Annotated in this window: 7 protein-coding genes; all 7 read right to left on the bottom strand. The window is 73.2% G+C overall.

The window, feature by feature from the left end; genetic code table 11:
- Positions 1 to 197: 197 nt before the first annotated feature.
- Positions 198 to 14,495 (bottom strand): WXG100-like domain-containing protein, encoded by a 14,298-nt coding sequence (locus OG406_RS04990; RefSeq protein WP_329184261.1) that lies wholly within the window; start codon positions 14,493 to 14,495, stop codon positions 198 to 200.
- Positions 14,496 to 14,526: 31 nt separating this feature from the next.
- Complete coding sequence (locus OG406_RS04985) at positions 14,527 to 14,895, bottom strand: WXG100 family type VII secretion target (RefSeq protein WP_266850556.1); 369 nt, start codon at positions 14,893 to 14,895, stop codon at positions 14,527 to 14,529.
- Positions 14,888 to 15,319: a YbaB/EbfC family nucleoid-associated protein gene (locus OG406_RS04980; protein WP_164369100.1), complete on the bottom strand. Its 432-nt coding sequence runs from the start codon at positions 15,317 to 15,319 to the stop codon at positions 14,888 to 14,890. The genes OG406_RS04985 and OG406_RS04980 overlap by 8 nt, the downstream gene beginning before the upstream one ends.
- Before the next feature lie 58 nt (positions 15,320 to 15,377).
- Entirely contained in the window at positions 15,378 to 17,618 is a 2,241-nt protein-coding gene (locus tag OG406_RS04975) for a WXG100 family type VII secretion target (RefSeq protein WP_267049391.1), read from the bottom strand.
- 161 nt (positions 17,619 to 17,779) lie between these two features.
- Positions 17,780 to 18,406: a hypothetical protein gene (locus tag OG406_RS04970; protein ID WP_164369098.1), complete on the bottom strand. Its 627-nt coding sequence runs from the start codon at positions 18,404 to 18,406 to the stop codon at positions 17,780 to 17,782.
- 1 nt (position 18,407) lies between these two features.
- Entirely contained in the window at positions 18,408 to 18,698 is a 291-nt protein-coding gene (locus OG406_RS04965) for a WXG100 family type VII secretion target (RefSeq protein ID WP_164369097.1), read from the bottom strand.
- 45 nt (positions 18,699 to 18,743) lie between these two features.
- Positions 18,744 to 19,079 carry a WXG100 family type VII secretion target gene (locus tag OG406_RS04960; protein ID WP_164369096.1) on the bottom strand — a complete coding sequence of 112 codons (336 nt, stop codon included), beginning with the start codon at positions 19,077 to 19,079 and terminating at the stop codon, positions 18,744 to 18,746.
- Positions 19,080 to 19,179 lie beyond the last annotated feature (100 nt).

The raw sequence follows: 19,179 nt of genomic DNA, 5'->3' as shown, positions 1-19,179 counted from the left end.
TCATACGACCACGGACAGTCTAAAGATCCGCCGCTCGCGTGCCTGGCCACGGCCCGGTCAGCAGGGCTGAGTTGGGGGCGAGGCGCGCGGTGCTGATGCCGAGGACGATCCTCCTGCCGCCGTACGGTCCGGCGGTGGCGGGAATCCGTACAGGGCCGCACAGGGCAGGCCGGCGCACCGCCCACCGCGCACCCGCGTCAGACGTCCTCGCCCGCTGTCTCCCAGTGGTCGATCTCGAAGGTGACCTCCATGCCGCGGTCCACGCCGTCGTCACGCCGTAGACCGGACGCGACGGAGATGGAGAAGGCGTCAGCGTCCGCGTGGGCACCGCGCTCCCGCAGGAGGTCCGAGATACGGGCCCGCAGATCCTCCCGGATGAGAGCGGCCATCTCGCCGGTGCGTCGTACGTCCAGATGAGGGGCGTGCCCGTCACCGTGACCGGTCAGCCGTACCGCGGGCAGGGGCAGGCCGTGGTCGCGGTTCCACAGGCCGACCCGGACCAGGTGCTCGGCGAGTTGGCCGAGCTTGAACTGGCCGCCGTCGGCCATCGCGCCCGACGCCTCGAAGGTGATGAAGCGGTGCAGCGGCGGGCTGTGGCCGTGCAGGACCACCAGGGTCAGCGGGTTCGCCTCCGCCGAGTCGTGGTCGGACAGCAGCGCCCCCTGCGTCTCGTGCAGGGACTCGCCGGGGCGGCGGCTGTAGGAGCGGAAGTACCACTGCGCCTTGCCCTCGATCATCGGGGCGATCTTCAGCATGCGGGTGGCCGCCTGCCGCAGGGCCTGGTCCTGCTCGGCCTCGGGCGCACCCCGATCGCGCGCCTCCTTCGCGGCCACCAGCGACTCGGTCAGCCGGACCCGGGCCGTGAGCCGCGCCGCCTCCTCGGTCGCCCCGCGCTGTTCGGCGCGCCGCACGCCGCGGGCCAACGCATCGCCCACGGAGCGCAGTTCGTCGGCCGACTGGCTCAGGTTGTACTCGACCGCCCGCGCCATCTCGGCGCGGGTCCTGCTGACCCGGGCGTGGTTCTCCAGAGTGAGCTGGGACCTGCCGTCCTCGCTGGACAGGACGACCGAGGCGAAGTGATAGCCGAAGTGCGAGCCTTCCGGAGCGCCCGGCTTGGCGTAGTTGACGTCGAGGGACGGATGGCCGGCGGGGCCGGCCGCGTTGACGGACTGGACGAGGTAGCCCTCGCCCACCTGCGCCCAGGCGCCCTCGTTGATCCCGATCCGCAGCGCGGCCGCCGTCAGGGCGTCGCGCCGCGGGTCGTCCACCTCCTCGTAGCTCAGCGCCCGGCCGTACTCCTCGCCGGGCAGCGGCGCCCCGCCCTGGCCGCCGACCGCCCGGTCGTCCTCGCCGAGCCGGGCCGAGGCCCACGCGGGTCCGGTGTCGGCGGGGTCGAGATGCCCGTCGGCCACCTGGAGGAGGGACTGGGCGAGGTGGTGCGTGCCGGTGACCTCCGCCGTGTCGAGGGCGCTGATCCGGCCCGTCGAGACACCGGCGCCCGGAACCCGGAACACCGCGTGGGAGGCCCGGACCTCGCCGGACACCATCTGCGCGAAGTCGCGGCAGGCCTCCTCGTCGGAGCGGCCCGAGCGGGTCAGGAACGTGGGGCTGATGCGCAGCAACGGCTCGCCGGGCGATCCGTCCTCGCGCCGCGGGACGAGGGTGACCTCCGGCTCGGTGGTCAGCCGGACCTTGCTCCCGGCCGCGGCCAGCCGGACGTTCGCGTCGTCGACGGCCCGCTGCGTGGCGTACGCGTGCCGGCTCAGGTTGCCGCTGTCGTCCACGGCCAGGGTGCGGTCCTCGGACACCTCGATCCGGGAGCCGGCACCGACGCGAACCTCCTCGAACTGCTGGACGGGCAGCACCAGGGCCGAGCTGTCGCCATGGGCCGGGTCGGCGGCGTGGAATCTTGCGAAGCCGGTCGCGGGAAGCCGCTGGAACAGGACCGCTTCGTGCGGGGCCGTGGTCGTGTAGGCGTCCGTGACCAGGCGGTTCGCCCGCAGGGAGGCGAACGGATCGGGCTCGCCGGTCGTCTCCCAGTGCGGGTCGGCGCCGGACAGGGTGACGCGCTCCGCCGTCCCGGCCGTCGTCCGCACGGTCCGCAACGCGAGGGTGCCACCGGCGGGGGTCCAGACCCTTCGTCCCGTCGCCTCGTGGACCGCCCGTGGCAGGCCGAGGGCGCCCTCCGGGAGGCCCCGTACGGCGAGCACGATGTCGGCGTGGGAGGGCCGGTGCGGATCGTTCGCCAGCAGGGCGGCGAAATCCTCGGGATCGGAGAGCCTGAACGTGCCGCCGGGTGTCTCCAGGGTGATGTGCCGCTCGGACGCGCGGGCCGTCACGACGTACGCGTGTGCCGGCAGTTCCGCCGTCTCCTGCACTCCGTCTGCGCGGACCACGGCGTAGCGGGCGGCGTCCAGCCGGGGTCGTCCCGCGCCCGTCCAGTTGCGGCCGCGGTCCGTCCGGGTGTCCTCGTGCAGCACGTTCCGGACGAGCCTCTCGACCTCGGTGTGGTCGCGGCCGGCGAACGGCGCGGCGGCCGGCGGGCGTTCCATGCCCGTCCGGACCGCGTCCGTCGCGAGCAGCGCGTCGCGGGCGGCGCCATGGCTCAGGCCGGGCGCGGCCTCGCCGGTGTTCGGGAGGTCGCGCAGGACAGGACCGGAATCGGTGACCGCCTCGATGGCCCGGGCGTAGGCCTCGGGAACCTCGATCGTGTCGATGTCCGCCATCACACCGTGCCGGTCGCTCTGCCGCTCCAGCCGGCGGAAGAGGGTCGACGGGTCGTGGTAGCGGTCGGGCAGACCCGCGTAGTGCAGCATCTCGTGGAGGGCCCTCGCGTCGTCGGCGATCCCCTCCCGGGTGCCGAGCGGGAAGGTGAACTGGTCCCAGTCCCCGACGGGTTGGTCGCTCCTGCTGATCTCGATGGCCTCCGGGTGGTCCGGGCGGTGCTCCACCTCCACGTCGATGTGCACCTGGTCGCCGGAACCGGGCAGTCGCAGCCCGTCGTTGACATGCGTGTCGAGCAGCGTCTGGAGCCGGTTCCGGTAGGCGCCCAGGTCGTCGGCGCCGAAGCCGGCGCCGAACCGCACCGGCAGATGGAGTGACAGGTTGCGCACCCAGCGGCCGTCGTCGGCCTGGACCCGCGCGATCGCCGTCCGGACCACGACGTCCCGTCCGGCCAGCATCCCCGGAGCCGGCCGGTCCGACCAGGGACGGCGGGCCGGGTCGTACCGTTCGGTGCGCAGCACGGCCCACGCCGCCCGCTCCCGTCGGCCGCGCCACTGCTCGGGGCGGACGGGAGCCTGCCCGGTCTCCGCGGCGGACCGCGGCACGGCTGCGGGCGACGACGCGTGCGGGTCGGGCGACGACACCTCCGATGCGGCCGACCGCTGCCGCGGGACGGACGTTCGTTCCGCCGTCGTGACAGGCCTCTCGGCTGACAGGGCGGTCCCCTCGGCCGGGGCGGCCGGCCGTTCGCCGGAGATCGGCGGTACCGCGCCCCGCGCGGAAGGGTTCGCGTCGGTGGCCTCGCGTGAGGTGCGGTCGTCGCCCGCCGTCATGTCGGCGGCCACGGAGGGATGTTCGGCCGGCAGACCGGCCACGGTGACCAAGGCGCGGCTTCGGGCGTCCGGGGTGTCCCGGGCCGGGTCGGTGCCGTGCGGGAGGTCGGAGCCGCGTGACTCGCGCGTGATCGTCAACGCGTCGGACGTCAGCGGTGATCCGAGGGCCCGCAGGTGGGTGTCGAGCCGTCGGGCGAACAACTCGCCCACGGCGTCGGCGCGTTCGGCGCCCAGCCGGACGGACCGGCCGAAGTGGGGCCGGCCCGCGACGGACGCGATGCCGTGGCCGGTGATCGTCACGTCCGGCAGCCGCAGCCCGGCGGCCGCGCTCCGCACCGCGCCGTCCGCCACCTCGGCGGCAAGGGAGTCGACGTGGGCGGCCTCGTCGGGGCCGAACGCGGTCCCGTCCTCGGAGGTGAATCCGACGGAGCGGGTGACCGGCGGGGTGGCCGCGGCCGGGGGAGCGGCGTGCTCCGGGACGACCGACGGAAGCGGCTGTGCCGTACGCGGGGCACGGGCGCTGACCTCGTCGGCGCGCAGATCCGCGACGCGACTCCTGGGAGCGGCCGCGGGGGCGCGGAGAGCGGCGGGGCGCTGCCGCTCGTGCACGGACGGGCGCAGCTGCTCGTGTACGGAGGGTGCGGCGCTGGAGGCCGCGGGCGTGCCGGGGTGTTCGGCGGGGGCCGGTGCCGTGACCGTCGACCAGTGGAAGACGTGGCCGGTCACGGTCCGGGGTGTGCCGTACCGGCCTTGGTCGTCCTGACTGTGCACGGTGATCCGCACGGGCTGGCGCATCAGCGCGGCCGGACCGCTGATCTTCGCCTTCCCGGGCTCGGTGGCGGCCCTGCCGTGCGGCAGGGCCGCGTCGGGGGTCGGACGGCTGGGGGTGCCGGGGGTCCGGGTGACCGGCCGGGCCGCGTCGTACGACTGGTCGCGGGCGATCCGGGCCGTGTTCAGCGTGACCGAGACCACCGGATCGCTGGTGAGGACGGAGAAGTCCAGCGGAGAGACGGCCCAGTTGTAGGTGTCGGTGGCGGTGGTGGCGTCCTCGCCCTTGACGGCGACGGCGAGTTCGTCGTCGGCCGCGTCACGGCGGCTCAGCTCCACCGCGTGTCCGGTGGCCTCCATGGACAGGGCGACGGACGTGCCGGGCACCCGGTAGGGGGCGTCGGCCGTCCGCAACCGGTGGAACAGCGCCGGCAGCGACTGCCCGGAGAGCGTCTGACGGATCGCGAACTGCTCCTCCAGACTGAGGCGTTGCTCCTGGCTCAGGTCGTGGTCCCGGCCCAGGCGCTCGTCGGCGACGAACGTGTTGAGCAACCGGGTCCCCCTCGACACCAGCGGCTCGGGCAGCGTCGACCGGGCCGCCCATCCGGCCATGTCGGCGCCGCGCGAGAGCGCCCACGAGTAGTAGGCGCCGGTCTGACCGAGCAGCCCGTCGCCCCAAGGCCGCAGCGTCGCCTGGGCTCGGACGGCGGTGTCGTGCAGGGCCTTCGCGTTGTCGAAGCCGACCAGGTCGTGCGCCTCGCTCAGGCCGGCCCGCCAGGCGGCACGGTCGGCCGCGTCGGCCGGGCGTGGGACCGGACCGAGTTCGTGGTCGTCCGGACGGGCGCCCACGGCGGGCTCGTGGGTGTCCGGGAGACGGGGGTGCGGGGCCGCCGTGGCGGTCTCGGTGAGCGACTCCGGCACCCAGGCGGTGCTCTCGAACGGGCCGACGGTCTCCGGGCCCCGGGTCAGGTGGACGAAGCGTCCCCATTCCGTGCGCCGGGTGACCGTCACCTCGAACGCCATGCGCGTGCCGAACCGGGCGTTCGTGTCGCCGTAGCCCGAGGTCTTGTGGCCGACCGTCGTGGTCACGCCGGACTCGGCGCCGGTGCCCCGGCCGCCCTCGACGGCCCCGGCGGGAGCCAGCGAGGCCGCGTTCAGGTGCGGGACCGGGGGCCGTACGGAGCCGCGGAAGTTGGCCTCCACGCCGAGCGCCCACTTGGCCGCCGCCTTGCCCTTGACCGTGTGGGCCGCGCTCACCTCGCGGGTCAGCGGCCGGTCCGAACGCGAGCCGTCGTCGCGCCAGCCGTCCGTGATCCCGCGCACCAGCACCTCCGTGACGACGCGCCCGGCACGGGTCTCCTCGACGTGCCGGTCCAGGACGCCGGGCCCCACGAGTTCGTCGTACCGGGCGGCGAGGCCGTCCGGCGAGAAGGTGTCCGCGAAGGGCAGGGCCGCGACCGGGACGAGGTCCTCGTTGACGCCCCGCAGTTGGTGGTCGATCGCCCGCAGGACGGGGTCGGTGTCGGGGATCTCCACCAGGGCACCGCCCGAGACCCCCTGGTCGAGCAGGGTGGCCCGCAGCGGCGCCGGAGCGTCCTCCGCGCGGCCGGCGGCGTCCGGTGCCGGTGGCCCGGCATGCAGCCGGGCCACGTCCTCGTCGGACAACAGCACGAGCACCTCGTGGTCGCGCCGGACGGCACGCCCGACGTGCGGTACTCCCGCCGCGTCGGTGATCCGTCCCGCGACGCTCAGCTCGGCCGTGGCCCGGTAGACGTGCCAGGTGCCGGTGTGGCTCACCTTGCGCGTCGTGCTGGTCTGCTGTTTGAGGGTGTCGGCGCCGTCCCACTGTCCGCCGAGCTTCCCCTTGAATCCGCCGCGGAGTTGGTAGCCGGTGGTCAGCTCGCCCGCCGCGGTCTCCGGGAACGACCCGAAGTCCGGTCCGAGGTTGCCCTTGAGGGCCCAGGACGTCTGGTCCGTCACCGTGGTGGACCCGCTCGCCTTCACCTCCAGGTCGAGGGTGGCGTCCCCGGACAGGGTCTCCTGGTACGTGAGGTCGGTCAGCCGGGTACGGACGGACAGGCCGACGGTGTCGGGGTCACGGCCGTCGCCGACGTGCTGGTCGAGGGTGTTGGCCCAGCCCGCGTGCGAGGCGGAGACCAGACCGCGCAGCTGCGCCTGCCCGGAGAGGGACCGGACCGCCTCGCCGAGGTCGGGGACCGCCGGTGGCTCGCTGTCCGTCGTACGGGACGCGTAGGCACCGCGCAGTGCGGTCTCCGCCTGCCGCTGGAACCCCGCCTCGTCGGCGACGTGCGCCACGGCGTGCAACTGCGGCAGCCGCGCGGGCCGCAGGTAGCGCGGTGCCGCCGACACCTCGGGACGCCGCACCTCCACGCGCAGCGGTTCGCCGTCCGCCGGGACGACCTCCCGCACCGGGTGCGGGGCTCCTCCGTCGGCGGGCCGGTCCGCGGGCAGGGCACCCGGCGGCTCGCCCTCGCGGTGCGGACCGATCATGACGCTGTACGTCACCGGATAGCGGAACGCGTCGGCCTGGCCCTTGTGCTGGAAACCGCGCTTGACCTGGGTTTCCATCCCGGCGACGGTCTGCCGCGCAGGACCGTAGGAACCGTCGGCTCCACCGAGGCCGAACGCCCGCACCGTGTCCGCCGGGTTGAGCGCCCTGCGTACGTTGCCGCTGACTCCGCCGGTGTGCTTGCTGCCCCGGGTGACGCCCTTGTCGGAGGCGTGGCCGCGAGTCACCGTGTTCTTGGCCGTCGAGCGTACGGCCCCCTCGTGTGCGCCCGTCCCGGTGTTGGCGCGGATCACCACCTCGTACGTCCGGCCGGGCAGCCCCGGCAGGTGGGAGGCGTCCAGGGTGATGCGGAAGGTGCCGTCGAGGAGGGGTCCGCCCTCCGCGCGCAGGCCGGAGCCCGAGACGCGTTCGCGCAGGAGGCGCTGGTTCTCCATGGCCTGCGGGGTGACCCGGCCGGCGGCGGCGTCGGGCGGCGGCAGGACGCCGGGGGCCAGTGTGTGCAACTGCCGCGTGATGTGCGCCTCCAGCTCCACCGAGCCGGGGACGTCGACGAACGCGGTGCGGTGGGCCGTCAGCGGTGTGCGCAGGTTCCGCGGCACGGCACGGGTGCCGGGCCCGTCCGGCGGCCCCTGTTCCGCGTGGCCGTCCTGGACGTCGGGGGTTTCGGCGGGGCGGGGCCGGACCCGGAGGACCTCGCCCGCCGGGGTGGCGGGCGCGTTCTCCTCGTCCCGGCCGGCGACCTGCGGGGCGGTCTCGTGGCGGACCGCGCGCAGACCGTCCGTCCCCGGGGACAGGTGATCGCGCAGCACCTCGACACGGAACCGCACCCGGGTACCGATCAGGTCGCCGCTGCCCGCGTGCTCGAAGCTGTTCTCCAGGGAGAAGGTCTGCTTGCCCTTCTCCTGGTGCGCCTGGCTGTGGGCGTAGGTGTAGCCGCCGGTGACCGTGAGCCAGCTCGACTCGCTCGTGTCCCGGCTCTCCCACAGCCGCCGGGCCCCGCCGCCGTTCAGGCCGACCGACCAGTTCGAGCTGTCCGTGCGGCCGGTTCCGTGCTCGCCGGTCGCCTTGCTGCTGACGGTGCGCTTGTCGGAGACGGTGCCCTCGTGGACGGAGGTCTCGGGTTCCAGGGTGAGGCGCAGCCAGGCGTGTCCGCCGTCGGAGAGGTCGAGCCGCTTCGAGGTCAGGCCCCAGCCGGCGGCGTGCTCGAAACCGTCGACGACGTTCTGCGGGGACAGGAAGTCGAGGATGTCGTGGTGGGCGATGCCGTCCGGACGTCCCTCCCGGGGGAGGCGGCGGAAGACGTCATCGCGGACGGTGTCGAGTCCGGTGATGTCGAGCGGTCGCCCCTCGGCGGCTCCTGCCCGGTCGTGCAGCCAGCCGTCTGCCCGCGCCGTCCTCGGGGCGTCCGGGTCCGTCGTAGGGCGGGCGATCTCGGCCGTGACGTCGGCGGCGATCTGCACGGTGCTCGGCCGGCGGAGCGGGCTGCCGTCCGGACCGATGACCTCGGCCTCGTAACGGAAGCTGGAGACATAGGTGTCGGTCGGTCCGGTGAGAGCGGTCTTCGCCACCGACTCCGAGCCGTTCGTCACCGAGGTGTCGGCGGCGTGCGAGACACCGCCCGCCTTCACCGAGGGGGTGACCATGCCGAGCTGGTCGGCGTGGCCCGGGACCGGACGGATGACGACCGGCGCCAGGTCGAGGCCCGCTTCGGAGGTGGTGAGGGAGGTCTTCTTGGGCTCGTCCTGCCGCTTGGCCTCGGCGGTCCGCTCGAACCCCTTGCCGTCGTTCGTGTCGGTCCGGGGCCCGTCGGCCTGGTGGCGCCAGCCCGCGGGGTGCGCCCTCAGCAGCACGTCGTGCGGGACGCCGCCGACCAGGAGCCGGAATCGCCGGCCGCCGTTGACCATCTGGTCGTGCTGCGCACGGAAGGTGGCGGGGTCGAACTCGGCGTCGAGCTTCTGCACGACCTGCCGGTCGGTCCGGTGTTCGTGCGGCAGTGTGGCCAGGACCCGGGCGCGCAGCGCCTCCGGCCCGGGCGCGTCCGTGATCTTGATCCCGGCCAGCGACCGCTGGTACCGGCCGCCCAGCCGGGCCGGCGGCGGGGCGTGCGGCTCCGGAGACGCTGCCCGGTGCACGACGGGCTCGGGGGGTCCGCCCGCACGGCCGGAATCACCGGTCGGCGTCGGCGGGCTCATGGGGTCGCCCTCGGGCTCGACGACCAGCGGCTCGGGTTCGGCCATGGCCTGCCGTACCGCCGACGCGGGGTTCGACTCGGCCTCCTTGAGAGGCAGTTCCCGAGGGGCGGGCGGCAATTCGGCAGCGGGCAGGGGTGAGTCAGGCCGCACGGTCGCCGACTCGGCTGCCTTGAAGTGCAGTTGGGGCGGCGTGGGGGAGGCCGACGGCTGAAGCCTCCGTGGTTCGGCCGGTGCCGCGTCCCGCTCCCCGGGCGGGGTCTCCGGCCTCGTCTCCGGGGCGTCGACCCGCACGCTCGACGAGGGCCGCGGCTGGAGCACGACGGGCCGGGCGTGGACGAGTTCGGCCTCGTTCATGCCGGGGCGGAAGCGGAGCAGGGGTTCGCCGCCCTCCTGGTGCGACTCCACGATCTTGGTGAAGATGCCCTTGCTGAACGGCGACGACGGTTCCCAGTCCATGTGGGCGCCGTGCATGACGGCCATGTCGTTGCCGATCATCTCGCCGACCACCCGGTCGTACGGGCTGCCCTTGAGCCGCGTACTGCCCGGCGTACTGATGTCGAACACGTCGTGGTCGCCGGTGATCTCCCGCCAGCCGCCTTCCTTGTCCCGGCCGAACACGAGACCGTCCTCGACCTTGAACTTCCCTTGCGCGGTCAGGCCCTCCATCACCGGGGCGAGGGTCTCGAACTCCTCGTTCCGCTGGGCGAACCGGGCCTCGACACGGCTCCAGGTCCGGTCGTCGATGTCCCCGCGCTCGGGCATCCGGGGCCGGAAGTAGCCGATCAGGCCGCGGTGTTCGGCCCGGGCTCCCAGATGGACGTCCACGTCGTTGATCGACTTGGCCTTGATGTCCTTCGGCTTGGGCAGCTTCCCCTGGTCGAGCCAGTCGGGTGCGGTCGGGTTGGTCGGCCGGACATCGATCGTCAAGCGGTGTTTGGCCGCCATCGCCTTGAACTTGGTGAAGTTGGCCTCGGGCATGCCGTAGCGGGCCCGCGCGTCGGCCGGGGTGACGCCGGTCGACGACAGATGGCGCAGCTCGGCGAAGCCGTCCGTGGTGGGCACGACCGACAGCGAGGGGTGTTCCGGAGCCGCGTCGGCGCGGGCCCGCCCCTGCGCGGAGGATTCGGCGGGTGCCTCCGCCGAGGGCCGGCCGTGGGCGGAGGCGGGCGCCTGGCGCGTCATCATGGCGGTGCCGTCGGACTGTGCGACGACGCCGCTGTCCCCGGTGCCGCCCGTGGTCTTCGTCTGCGGGGCGCGCGGCGCGACCTCGTCGCCGCCCGCGTGCTGCTGGGAACCCGACTGCGCCTGCTGCTCGTAGTAGGCCTGCCAGGCCGTGGTCTGGACGCGGCGCTGGGTCTCCCAGACGATCGGGAAGTACGGCAGGTACCTCTCGACGAAGTCCGCGTACATCTGAGAGGCGCCGTGAGGATATTCCTCCGGGGCGAGGGCGAAGAACTGGTCGATCGGCGTCAGGTACCGCTCGACGTCGTATCCCGCCAGGTGCCGGTAGGAGCGGATCTGGTCGCGCACGGCCTCGTACCGCCGCCGGGCGTCCCGGAGGCGGTCCGTGTCGACGGCGTCATGGCCCTGGCCCCGCCCGTTGAGCCCCAGCTCCTCGCGGATCGACTCCAGGTCCGCATGGGTGAAGCCCCGTTCTCTCCCGTACACGTCGACCGGCTTGCGCCAGCCGGTGGCGGGGTCGGCGGGCCGGTACGAGCTGTACGGCGGTGTGTCCTCCTCGAACGGCTTCGCGTAGCGGCCGGACGCGGTCGGCGGGTCTGCGACGACGATGCGTTCGTATCCGGGAGCGACACCGCCCTTACGGGTCTTGCCGGTGCCGTTGTTGTTGTGCCAGGCCTCCATACGGTGGGAGCCGGTGGCGCCCGACTCCTCCAGGTAGTGGACGTCGTGGCCGATCAGCGCGACGGCCTCCAGGTTCCCCGAGCGGAAGCCGAGGTGCTGCACGCCGTGCTGTCGTGCGAGGTGGTCGTACAGCCGGAACTGGCCGGTCCGGGTCTGGCCGCCCCACGCGGTGAGCGCCGGGTCGCTGCCGCGCCAGAAGCCGGTGATGTGGTGGATGGCGTCGGTCCGCAGTTCACCGCGCATGTCCCGGACCAGTTCGTCCCACTTGCCGTTCTTGGCGCCGTCGGGGTGCGGGTCGCCGGTGATGATCACCGCCTTGTAGCTGTCCCCGAGGTTCCGCAGGAGCTGGCGGACGCCCTGGAAGCTGGTGTCGTGCTCCATCCGGCTTCTGAGGTCGGACCACTGCGTGGCCTTGCCCGAGAAACGGGACCACAGCACCAGGACGGGCTTCTCGCCCTCCGGGATCCGTATGCCCTGTCCGGCCAGCCACGCCTCCACCGCCGGGTCGTGCCGCGGGCCCAGGTCCCACGCGCCCCGTAGCTGCTCCCGCAGGTACGGGGAGAACTCGCGGGCCACGTGCTCGGTGCCGTCGGTGACCCCCCACAACTCCTTGACCTGGAACATGTCGTGGAACGACTTGCGGATCAGCCACTGCTGCTGTGCGATGCGCGTCGCCTCGTGGTTCAGCGCGGGCCAGACGTTGTGGCCCGTCTCCATGCTGGGGACGTCCACGAAGTGGATGCGGGACTCCGGGATCCCGCTCTCGCGGTAGAAGGCCGCGATGGCCCGGGACTTGTCGCGGACCGGGTCGTGGCCGGGGAGACCCGCGTCCGGCCCCCGGGCGATGAGGACGTGCCGCTTCGGATCGTGGAGCAGCGAGGCCAGGATGCCGAACTGGTCGCCCGACGCGTAACCGGGCTGCATGATCAGCGAGTTGTCGGGCGAGTGCGTCGGAGTCCCGAACATCCGGGGGATCACCTCGGGGCTCCGCCCCCGGTCGCCGGCCGCGTTCTCCCGCGGACCCGCCGCGTCCTGACCCGCCGAACGGTTCCCGTCCCCCGTCTCCGGGCGGTCCTCGCCCCGGTGTCCCGACGCGTTCTCCGCCGGGGGCCCCTGGGACTCCCCCTTCTGGGCGGACGCGCCGTCCTGACGGTGACGCAGGGGGTCGGACACCGGGTCCACCCACACATGACTCCGGTCGGTGGCCGTGGCGCCGTTCCAGGCCCGCGCCCACTCCTCGTCGTGCGGGAGCCCCGCAGACGCCGCGTGCTCGGGGCGCGAGGCACCGGGTGCCTCGTCCAGGTCGCCGACCACGGCGCCGATGAGGCGCAGATGCCGGTCCCGCAGGCCCGCCTGGCGCAGGTTCTCGGGGGCCGCCGCCCGGTAGTCGCCCTGGAGGCTGCCCTCGACGGCGGGCCGGTGCGGGGCGCTCGCGTCGCGGTACTCGTCGCGCAGGCCGATCTGATGGGCCAACTCGTGCGCGAAGGCGACGGGTTCGGCGTCCGGCCACCACGAACGCTGGTCCATGCCCCGGTCCCGGCCGACGAGGTCGACGGTCAGGTGGGGGCCCTCGCCGGGCCGGGCCCGCAACACCGTGACGTGCAGCCGGTCGCCGTTCGGGAGGTGGTAGCCGGGCTCGTTGAGGAACTGCCGGACGCCGTCGGCCATCCGGTCCCAGACGGCCCCGGTGTCGTGACCGCCGCCGTCGCCGCGGAAGGCGACCCTGATCGTGAGGTCGGTGACCTGGGCGCCCTGGTAGGTGAACCGGCGTGCCTCGAAGGACGATCGGACGACGAAGCGCGGCGTGCGGTCGAGCCGCATGCGGGGCGCGGGAGCCTGCTCGCCGGGACCGTGGACGGGCGGCGGGGGAGGGGTGGGCCCCGGGTCGGGAGAAGGCCGGACGGCTGGACGCGAGGCCGTGGTGTCGGCGTCCGTCACCGGGGCTGTCCGGCCGTCCGTCGCGGGGGCGCCCTGTGCCGTGGCGGCGGTGCCCCTGCTCGCGGGCGTCTCCGCGCCGGTGGTCGCCGGAGTCTCCGGGCCCGGGTGCTGTTGCGTGGCCGCGGCCGAGGAGGCCGTCGCGGTGGCCGTGGTCTCCGGTCGGGCGCCGGTCGGAGTTCCCTGCCCGGTGGCCGTGCCGTTGCCCGTTGTCGGTGACGTCGTCTCGGTACGGACGGACGGCCGAGGTTCCGCCGACCGGGCCGGACCTTCGGGCGTCGTGGACGAACGTGGCTGCTCTGTAGGGGAGTTGGCCGTGCCCGACCCGGTGGAGGTCGTCGCGGGGCGGGGGGCGGCCGTGCTGCCCGTACCAGGGCCGAGGCCCGTGCCGCTGCCACCGCTCGAACGGACGGTCGACGGGGAGCCAGGCGTCGTCGTGCGGGCTGCCGCCGGACCGGTCGGACTCGACGAGGAGGAGCCGGACGACGGGGAGGAGGCGGTGCCGGGTGTCGTCGTGAGGGTGGTCGCGAAGCCGGGCAGGCCGCCGTCGTGGGGGGCGGCGGCAGCGGTCTGCGTGCGGTCGCTGGAGGAGCGGACGGCGGACGCGCTGTCGGTGCGCCCCGCGGGGAGGTCGCCTCCGCCGGTCTCCTTGCCGGTCCTGGTCGCCGTCCCGTTCCCGTTCACGCTGTCGGAGTCGGTGACACCGCCGGTCGAGGGGGCGGACTTGCCCGGGGACGGCGGCGGGTCGGACAGGGCCGCCTTCTCCGCCGTCTCCAGACCGGGCAGATCGAACGTGAGCGGGCCGGGCACGTTCACGTGGACCGGGTCGACCTCGGTGGTGCTTCCCTTGCCTCCGAAACGCCGCTTGCCTCCGCCGCCCAGCGCTCCGAGCGCGCCCGCCGAGACCGACGTACCGAACTCGTCCTGGCCGCTCTTGTAGATCCCGTACATGATCCCGGCGGTGCTCAGGCCGGTCGCCGCGCCCAGGACGCCCTTGCCGAACAAGGAGTGCGCGAACTTCGGTGCCAGCACACTGCCCGCGCCGAAGAACAGACCGCCCATGGCCCCGCCGATGGCACCCGAGACGACGGCGGAGACCGTGTTGTCGGTGCTCCACTCGGTGCGGTCGCCCTTGAGGAACTGGATGGTCTGGACGGCGACGTCGAGGCCGACGTTCATGGCGACACCGGTCGCCACGGAGATGAGCAGCCGCCGCAGGATCATCTTCACCGCGACCCGCGCCGCGGTGACGGCCAGCGGGATCACCTCGGGTGCGAAGAAGGCCCACTGGGCGATCTGCGCGGCCAGCAGGATGAGCTGACCGAGAATCATGTACTTGGAGTACTCGACCTGGACGGCGGTGTGCTTGCCCAGCTTGCCCAGTTGGCCTGCGGACTGCGCCATCTCCGGCAGCGTGGACTCCAGTTGGGTGACGAAGCCGCGGAACTCGTCCGCGACCTGCCCGCCCACGCTCTCCAGGACACCGTTTCCGGACGCGCCGATCTGCTCGCTGATCCCCTTGAGCTCCAGCGCGGCCTCGTTCCAGGCCTGGCCGAGGGCGTGCAGGTTGTCCTCGTCGCCCTTGGGCCAGGCCTGGCCGACCGCCAGCCGGGCGACCCAGGCGAGCTCGGGGGGCATGTCGACGCTCATGTGCTGCCGTGTTCCTCTGTCGTGCCGTGCGCTAGCGGCGGGTGCGGTGCGGCGACGCGTCGCTCACCGTCGCGGAGTCGGAGGGTGTGATCGCGCGCAGCGCCTCGACGTTCTGCTGCTCGGTCCGCTCGAACCCCTTGGCCATGGTGCGGATGCCCTCGACGGTGCTGTCCAGGACGTCACCGACCCCGGTGATGCCGTGCCCGAGCTGCCGCTTGGGCACGGCGTACTGCTCCAGGAACTGCCGGCCGCTCTCGTCGTCGCCCCAGCACTCGCCGAGCGCGGACAGCCGGCCGTCGAGCTTCGTCGCGATGGACCGGATGCGTCCGGCCAGTTCCTGGACCTGCGGAGCGGCCTGTTCCAGGCGCTCGGTGTCGACGGAGAACGTGCCGTCACTCATGGGACTCTCCCTGGAAGCCGTGGTCGACGTAGTCGCGGACGGAGTCCGGCATCGCCGGATCCTCGGGCAGCAGGGCGGTCGGGTCGACCCGGCCCTGGAGCAGGTCGGCCACCGTCACCCCGGACGGCAGTTCCCCGGCGAGCACTCCGGCGACGCCGTCCAGCGCCTCGGACCGCGCCTGCTGGATGGTGGCCAGCAGCACGTCCGCCAGCTCCTTCGGTGCCATGCGGCGGTAGGCGCCGGTCGGGAACTCGATGGCGGTGACCTCGCCCTGCGCGCCGACGGTCACCTTCACCGTCTGGCGCGGGGCGGTCGCGGTCGACGTCGTCGCGTTGATCCGGCGCCGGGTCTCGGCGGCCTGCTCGCGCTGTCGGCGGTACTGCTCCAGCAGGTCCTCGATCTGCTGGTCGTACGGGCTGGGCACGTGAACTCTTCTCCCTAGGGGCGGTGCTGACGGGATCGGATCCTGGTCCGAGGTGAACTCAGTACGTCGCCGCGGGACCGTCGGGGACGGCACCCCACGTGCTCTCCTCCTGGATCAGCAGGTCAGCGATGCCCCGGCCGGTCTCCTCGGTCTCCTCCTCGGGGTCCTCGGGCGCGTCGGGTGCCTCCGGTTCGGGCCCGCCGTCGCCACACCCCGACGCACCCCGGACCACCTGTGCCGCGGACTGCGTCCCGGGAGCATGCCGTTCCGGCTGCCAGGTGCTCAACGGCTCGCTCGTCACACCCTGTTGCTCGTCCGCGGAGGTCTCCCGTGTCTCCCGCTCCCCGCGCACCGCCCAGAGCAGGGGAACGAAGGCGCCCGCTCCCGCTCCGGCCTCCCAGGCGGAGAAGTCCTCCTCGCCGTCGTCGGCCACCGGACGCGGGACGACGGCGCTCCCGTCGGCACCGGACAGGGGCAGCCCGTCGGAACCGGCCGCGACCGGTGCCGCAGCCGTCGCGGGTGCCGCTGAACCGGCCCCCGGCACGACGGCCGGTTCACCCGCCGCGGACTCCCCGGCGCGCTCGCCGTCCTCGCCGGCGGACGCGGTGCCGCCGTCCTCCCCGGTGTCGGTGCGGGACCCGCGGACCGCGGTGCCGGGCGTGCCGAAACCGGGCAGGTACGGCACTCCGGGGAGGGCGCCCTCCGGTGCGCCGACCTCGTCCGTCCCGGTGTCCTCGTCGCCCTCCCAGGGCTCGACGCTCTCGTCCAACAGCCCCGAGGCGTCGGTCCGTTCACTCGTCGCGTCCCGGCCGGCACCCGCCGCGCCCATGCCGCCCGTCCCGGGCAGGTACGGCATGCCGCCGGTGGTCAGTCCTTCGCCGCCGGCCGACGCGCCCAGCTCCGAGCCGATGTCGTCGCCGCCGGTCAGCGCCTCGCCCTCCCAGGGTTCCGCACTCGCGTCGAGCAGCCCGGAGGCGTCCGTCGGCTCCGAGGACAGGCCGCCGCCCTGGCCCGTACCGCCCATGCCCGGCATGTAGGGCATCCCCGAGGACGTCGCGAGCTGCGAGGGCATCCCGGACTCGGCGGCGAGCCCGTCGGCCAGGCCGCTGTCCAGACCGCCGGTGAGCCCGTCGGACAGCCCGTCGGCGAGCCCCGTGTCCCCGAACGCCTCGGGATCGGCCGTCGACAGGCCGTCGAAGGCCCCCTTGCCGGCGCCCAGCCGGCCGGTCCCCAGTCCGCCCAGCCCGCCGAGACCGGCGAGCCCGGGGAAGGAGAGCGGGTTGAGCGCGTTGTCGAGGGCCGAGGGGTCGAGGCCGTCGAGACCGAGGTCGTCGAGTCCTGTGGGGTCGAGTCCCGTCCCGTCGAGTCCTGTTCCGTCCAGGCCCGTGCCGTCCAGGGCGGACGGGTCGCCGGGGAACCCCGCCACGTCGCCGGACGGGTCGAGACCGCCCAACCCGTCCAGCCCGCCGATTCCCCCGCCCGTGTCGAGCCCCTGGTCGAGACCGGTGTCCGTCATGCCCGACAGCTCCGACAGGTCGCCCGTGCCACCGATCCCGCCGTCGGGTCCGCCGAGGTCGGGGCCCTCGTCCGGGGGGCCGTCCCCCGTTCCGTTGGGGTTGTTGGCCGGGGAGTTCACCGGCACCGGGTTGACGATGTTGTCCGTGGTGACCTGGTAGGTGTGCGCCAGACTCTTGAGGACGCTGCGCATGTCCTCGTTCATCATCTGGACCAGTTCGGGCTTCTGGCTGATCGGGATCAGCCCGTTCGACATCGGCGTCACGCCCATCGCGATCGCCTGGTCGGCGTACCAACTGTCGATCTCGCCCAGCTTGTTCTGCGCGCTCTGGAGGGTGATCGCGTTGTTGGCCAGCTGGTGGGGTACCGAGCGGTCACCGGTGGAACCACCGGCCAGGACATCGGCGTTGGCCTTCACCTGCCGGGAGAAGTTGGTCATCATGTCGAGGAAGGCGTCTGCGGCGGCCCCGTTCCACGGCCCGTTGTCGCCCGCGAGCGCCTTGGCCTGGTCGACCAGGCTCTTGGTGATGCCCTCCAGGGTCCGCTGCACGTGGAAGAAGGCGTTGGCGGCGTCCAGGAGCGACTGGGGGTCGGCGACGGCACGGGCGTGGGACTCGTTGGCGTCGGTCGCGACGCCGGCGGACATGCCGGTGATGGCCGCCTTGATCTGCTTCCAGTCCCAGTTGTCGTAGTCGTTGATGCTGCCGCTGGACGAGCCGTCGGGGCTGCCGAAGATCGTGCCGTCGTCGCCCTGGTGGAAGCCGCCGCTGTTGTAGTCCGCCACTGTCGCTCTCCTGATACGCGCCTGTGCCGCGTGTGTGCCGCGTCCGTCGTCCCGCCCGTGCCCGCCCCCGGTGCCGTCGCCCCGCGCCCGCTTCGGGCCCCGCCCGGCCGGGGCGGGACCTCAGGGGCCGGGCGCGGGGGCCCTCGGCAGCCGGGTCCGGCTCAGGCGGGGGCGGGTGTGTTCGTCGAGGGGTTGCCGGTGCCGGTCATCCCGGTGCCGCCGTTCGAGGTCATCATGGTGTTGAAGTCGTTGGCGGTGTTGCCGAGCGCGTCCGCGAGGTCGGTGGCCGTCATGGCGTTGGCCTCCTCGGTCGTCCCGTAGTCGTGGCTGAGCTGCTTGACCCCGTCCCGCAGATCGGTGAGCCCCGTGACCAGGGCCGACAGGGCGTCGCCGTAGCTCTTCTTCAGTCCCGCGTCCGCGTTGGGGCCGTTGACCTTCGTCCGCATCACGTTGGCGTGGTAGAAGGCGCCCGGTGCGATGGCGACGTCCGCGAGACCGGTGGCGACGTCACGCACCGGCTGGATCAGCAGGTCGATGTTGGTGGCGAACAGGTCCAGTGACGGTGTGCTGACCGAGGTTCCGTTCGAACCGTTCCCGCCCGGTACCGGCGGCGGAACGAAGGGGTGCAGATCACTGAGGATGCCCGGCGCGTGCAGGACGTCCGTACCCCCGTGGTAGTGGTGATCGCCGCTGCCCTGTGTGGAACCGCTGTTGTTGTCGCCGTAGTCGTTGGGGTTGACGTTCGGGTCGCTGTTGCCCCGGTCGGCGCTCTCGTCCGTGATCGCCATGTCACTGGTCCCAGAGGCTCACACCGTGCCGCTCACCCGCGTGGTAGGCCTCGTTGATGTGGCCGAGCGAGGTGGTGGCGTTCTGTGCCTGGGTCACCATGTCGGCCGCCGCCGTGTCCCACTTCAGCTTCACCGTGTTGTACGTGTGGCGCGCGTCGCTGGTCCACTCGCTGAGGTGGATCTTGGTGCTGTCGTCCAGGTCGGTCAGCGTGTCGTGGATCTTCTTGCTGATCGCGGCCATCTCACCGACGACGTACTCGATCTGGTTCATCTGGACCGTATAGGTGGGCATCGTGGGCTCCTTGATGTGAACGGGTCGGTGGGGAAGGGAAGGTGTCTAGAAGCCCGGCAGGGGCTGCGTCATGTTCTTGTGGAGCGTGCTCGCGGTGTCCGTGGTGGTCTGGTGTGTGACGGTGTAGTCACCGGTGTTGGCCTGGAGCTTCTCCAGCATCAGGTTGAGCTGGCTGCGCACCGTGGCGAAGTCCTGGAGCCAGGTGTCCATCGCCCCCTGGTAGGTGCTGGCCGCGTCACCGGTCCAGCTCGCCCGCAGGGCGTCGATCTGGCTCTCCATCTGCGTGTAGCTGCCGTTGGCCTCGTCCACCGCGGTCTGGAAGCTGCCCTGGGCGAGCTTCATGCCCGCGATGTCCACCGATGCTTCTGTGTTGCCGGCCATGGCCGTTCCTCTCGTCCGTGGGATGGTCGGTCGTCACGATCGTCGTGGGGGCCGGTGGCGGTCGTTGACCGGATTCCGGGCACGTTGCCCGACCGACCGC

The sequence above is a fragment of the Streptomyces sp. NBC_01428 genome (genome assembly GCF_036231965.1).
Lineage (GTDB): Bacteria > Actinomycetota > Actinomycetes > Streptomycetales > Streptomycetaceae > Streptomyces.
Note: the sequence above shows the minus strand (reverse complement) of the source record. Positions and strands in the feature narration are given on the sequence as shown.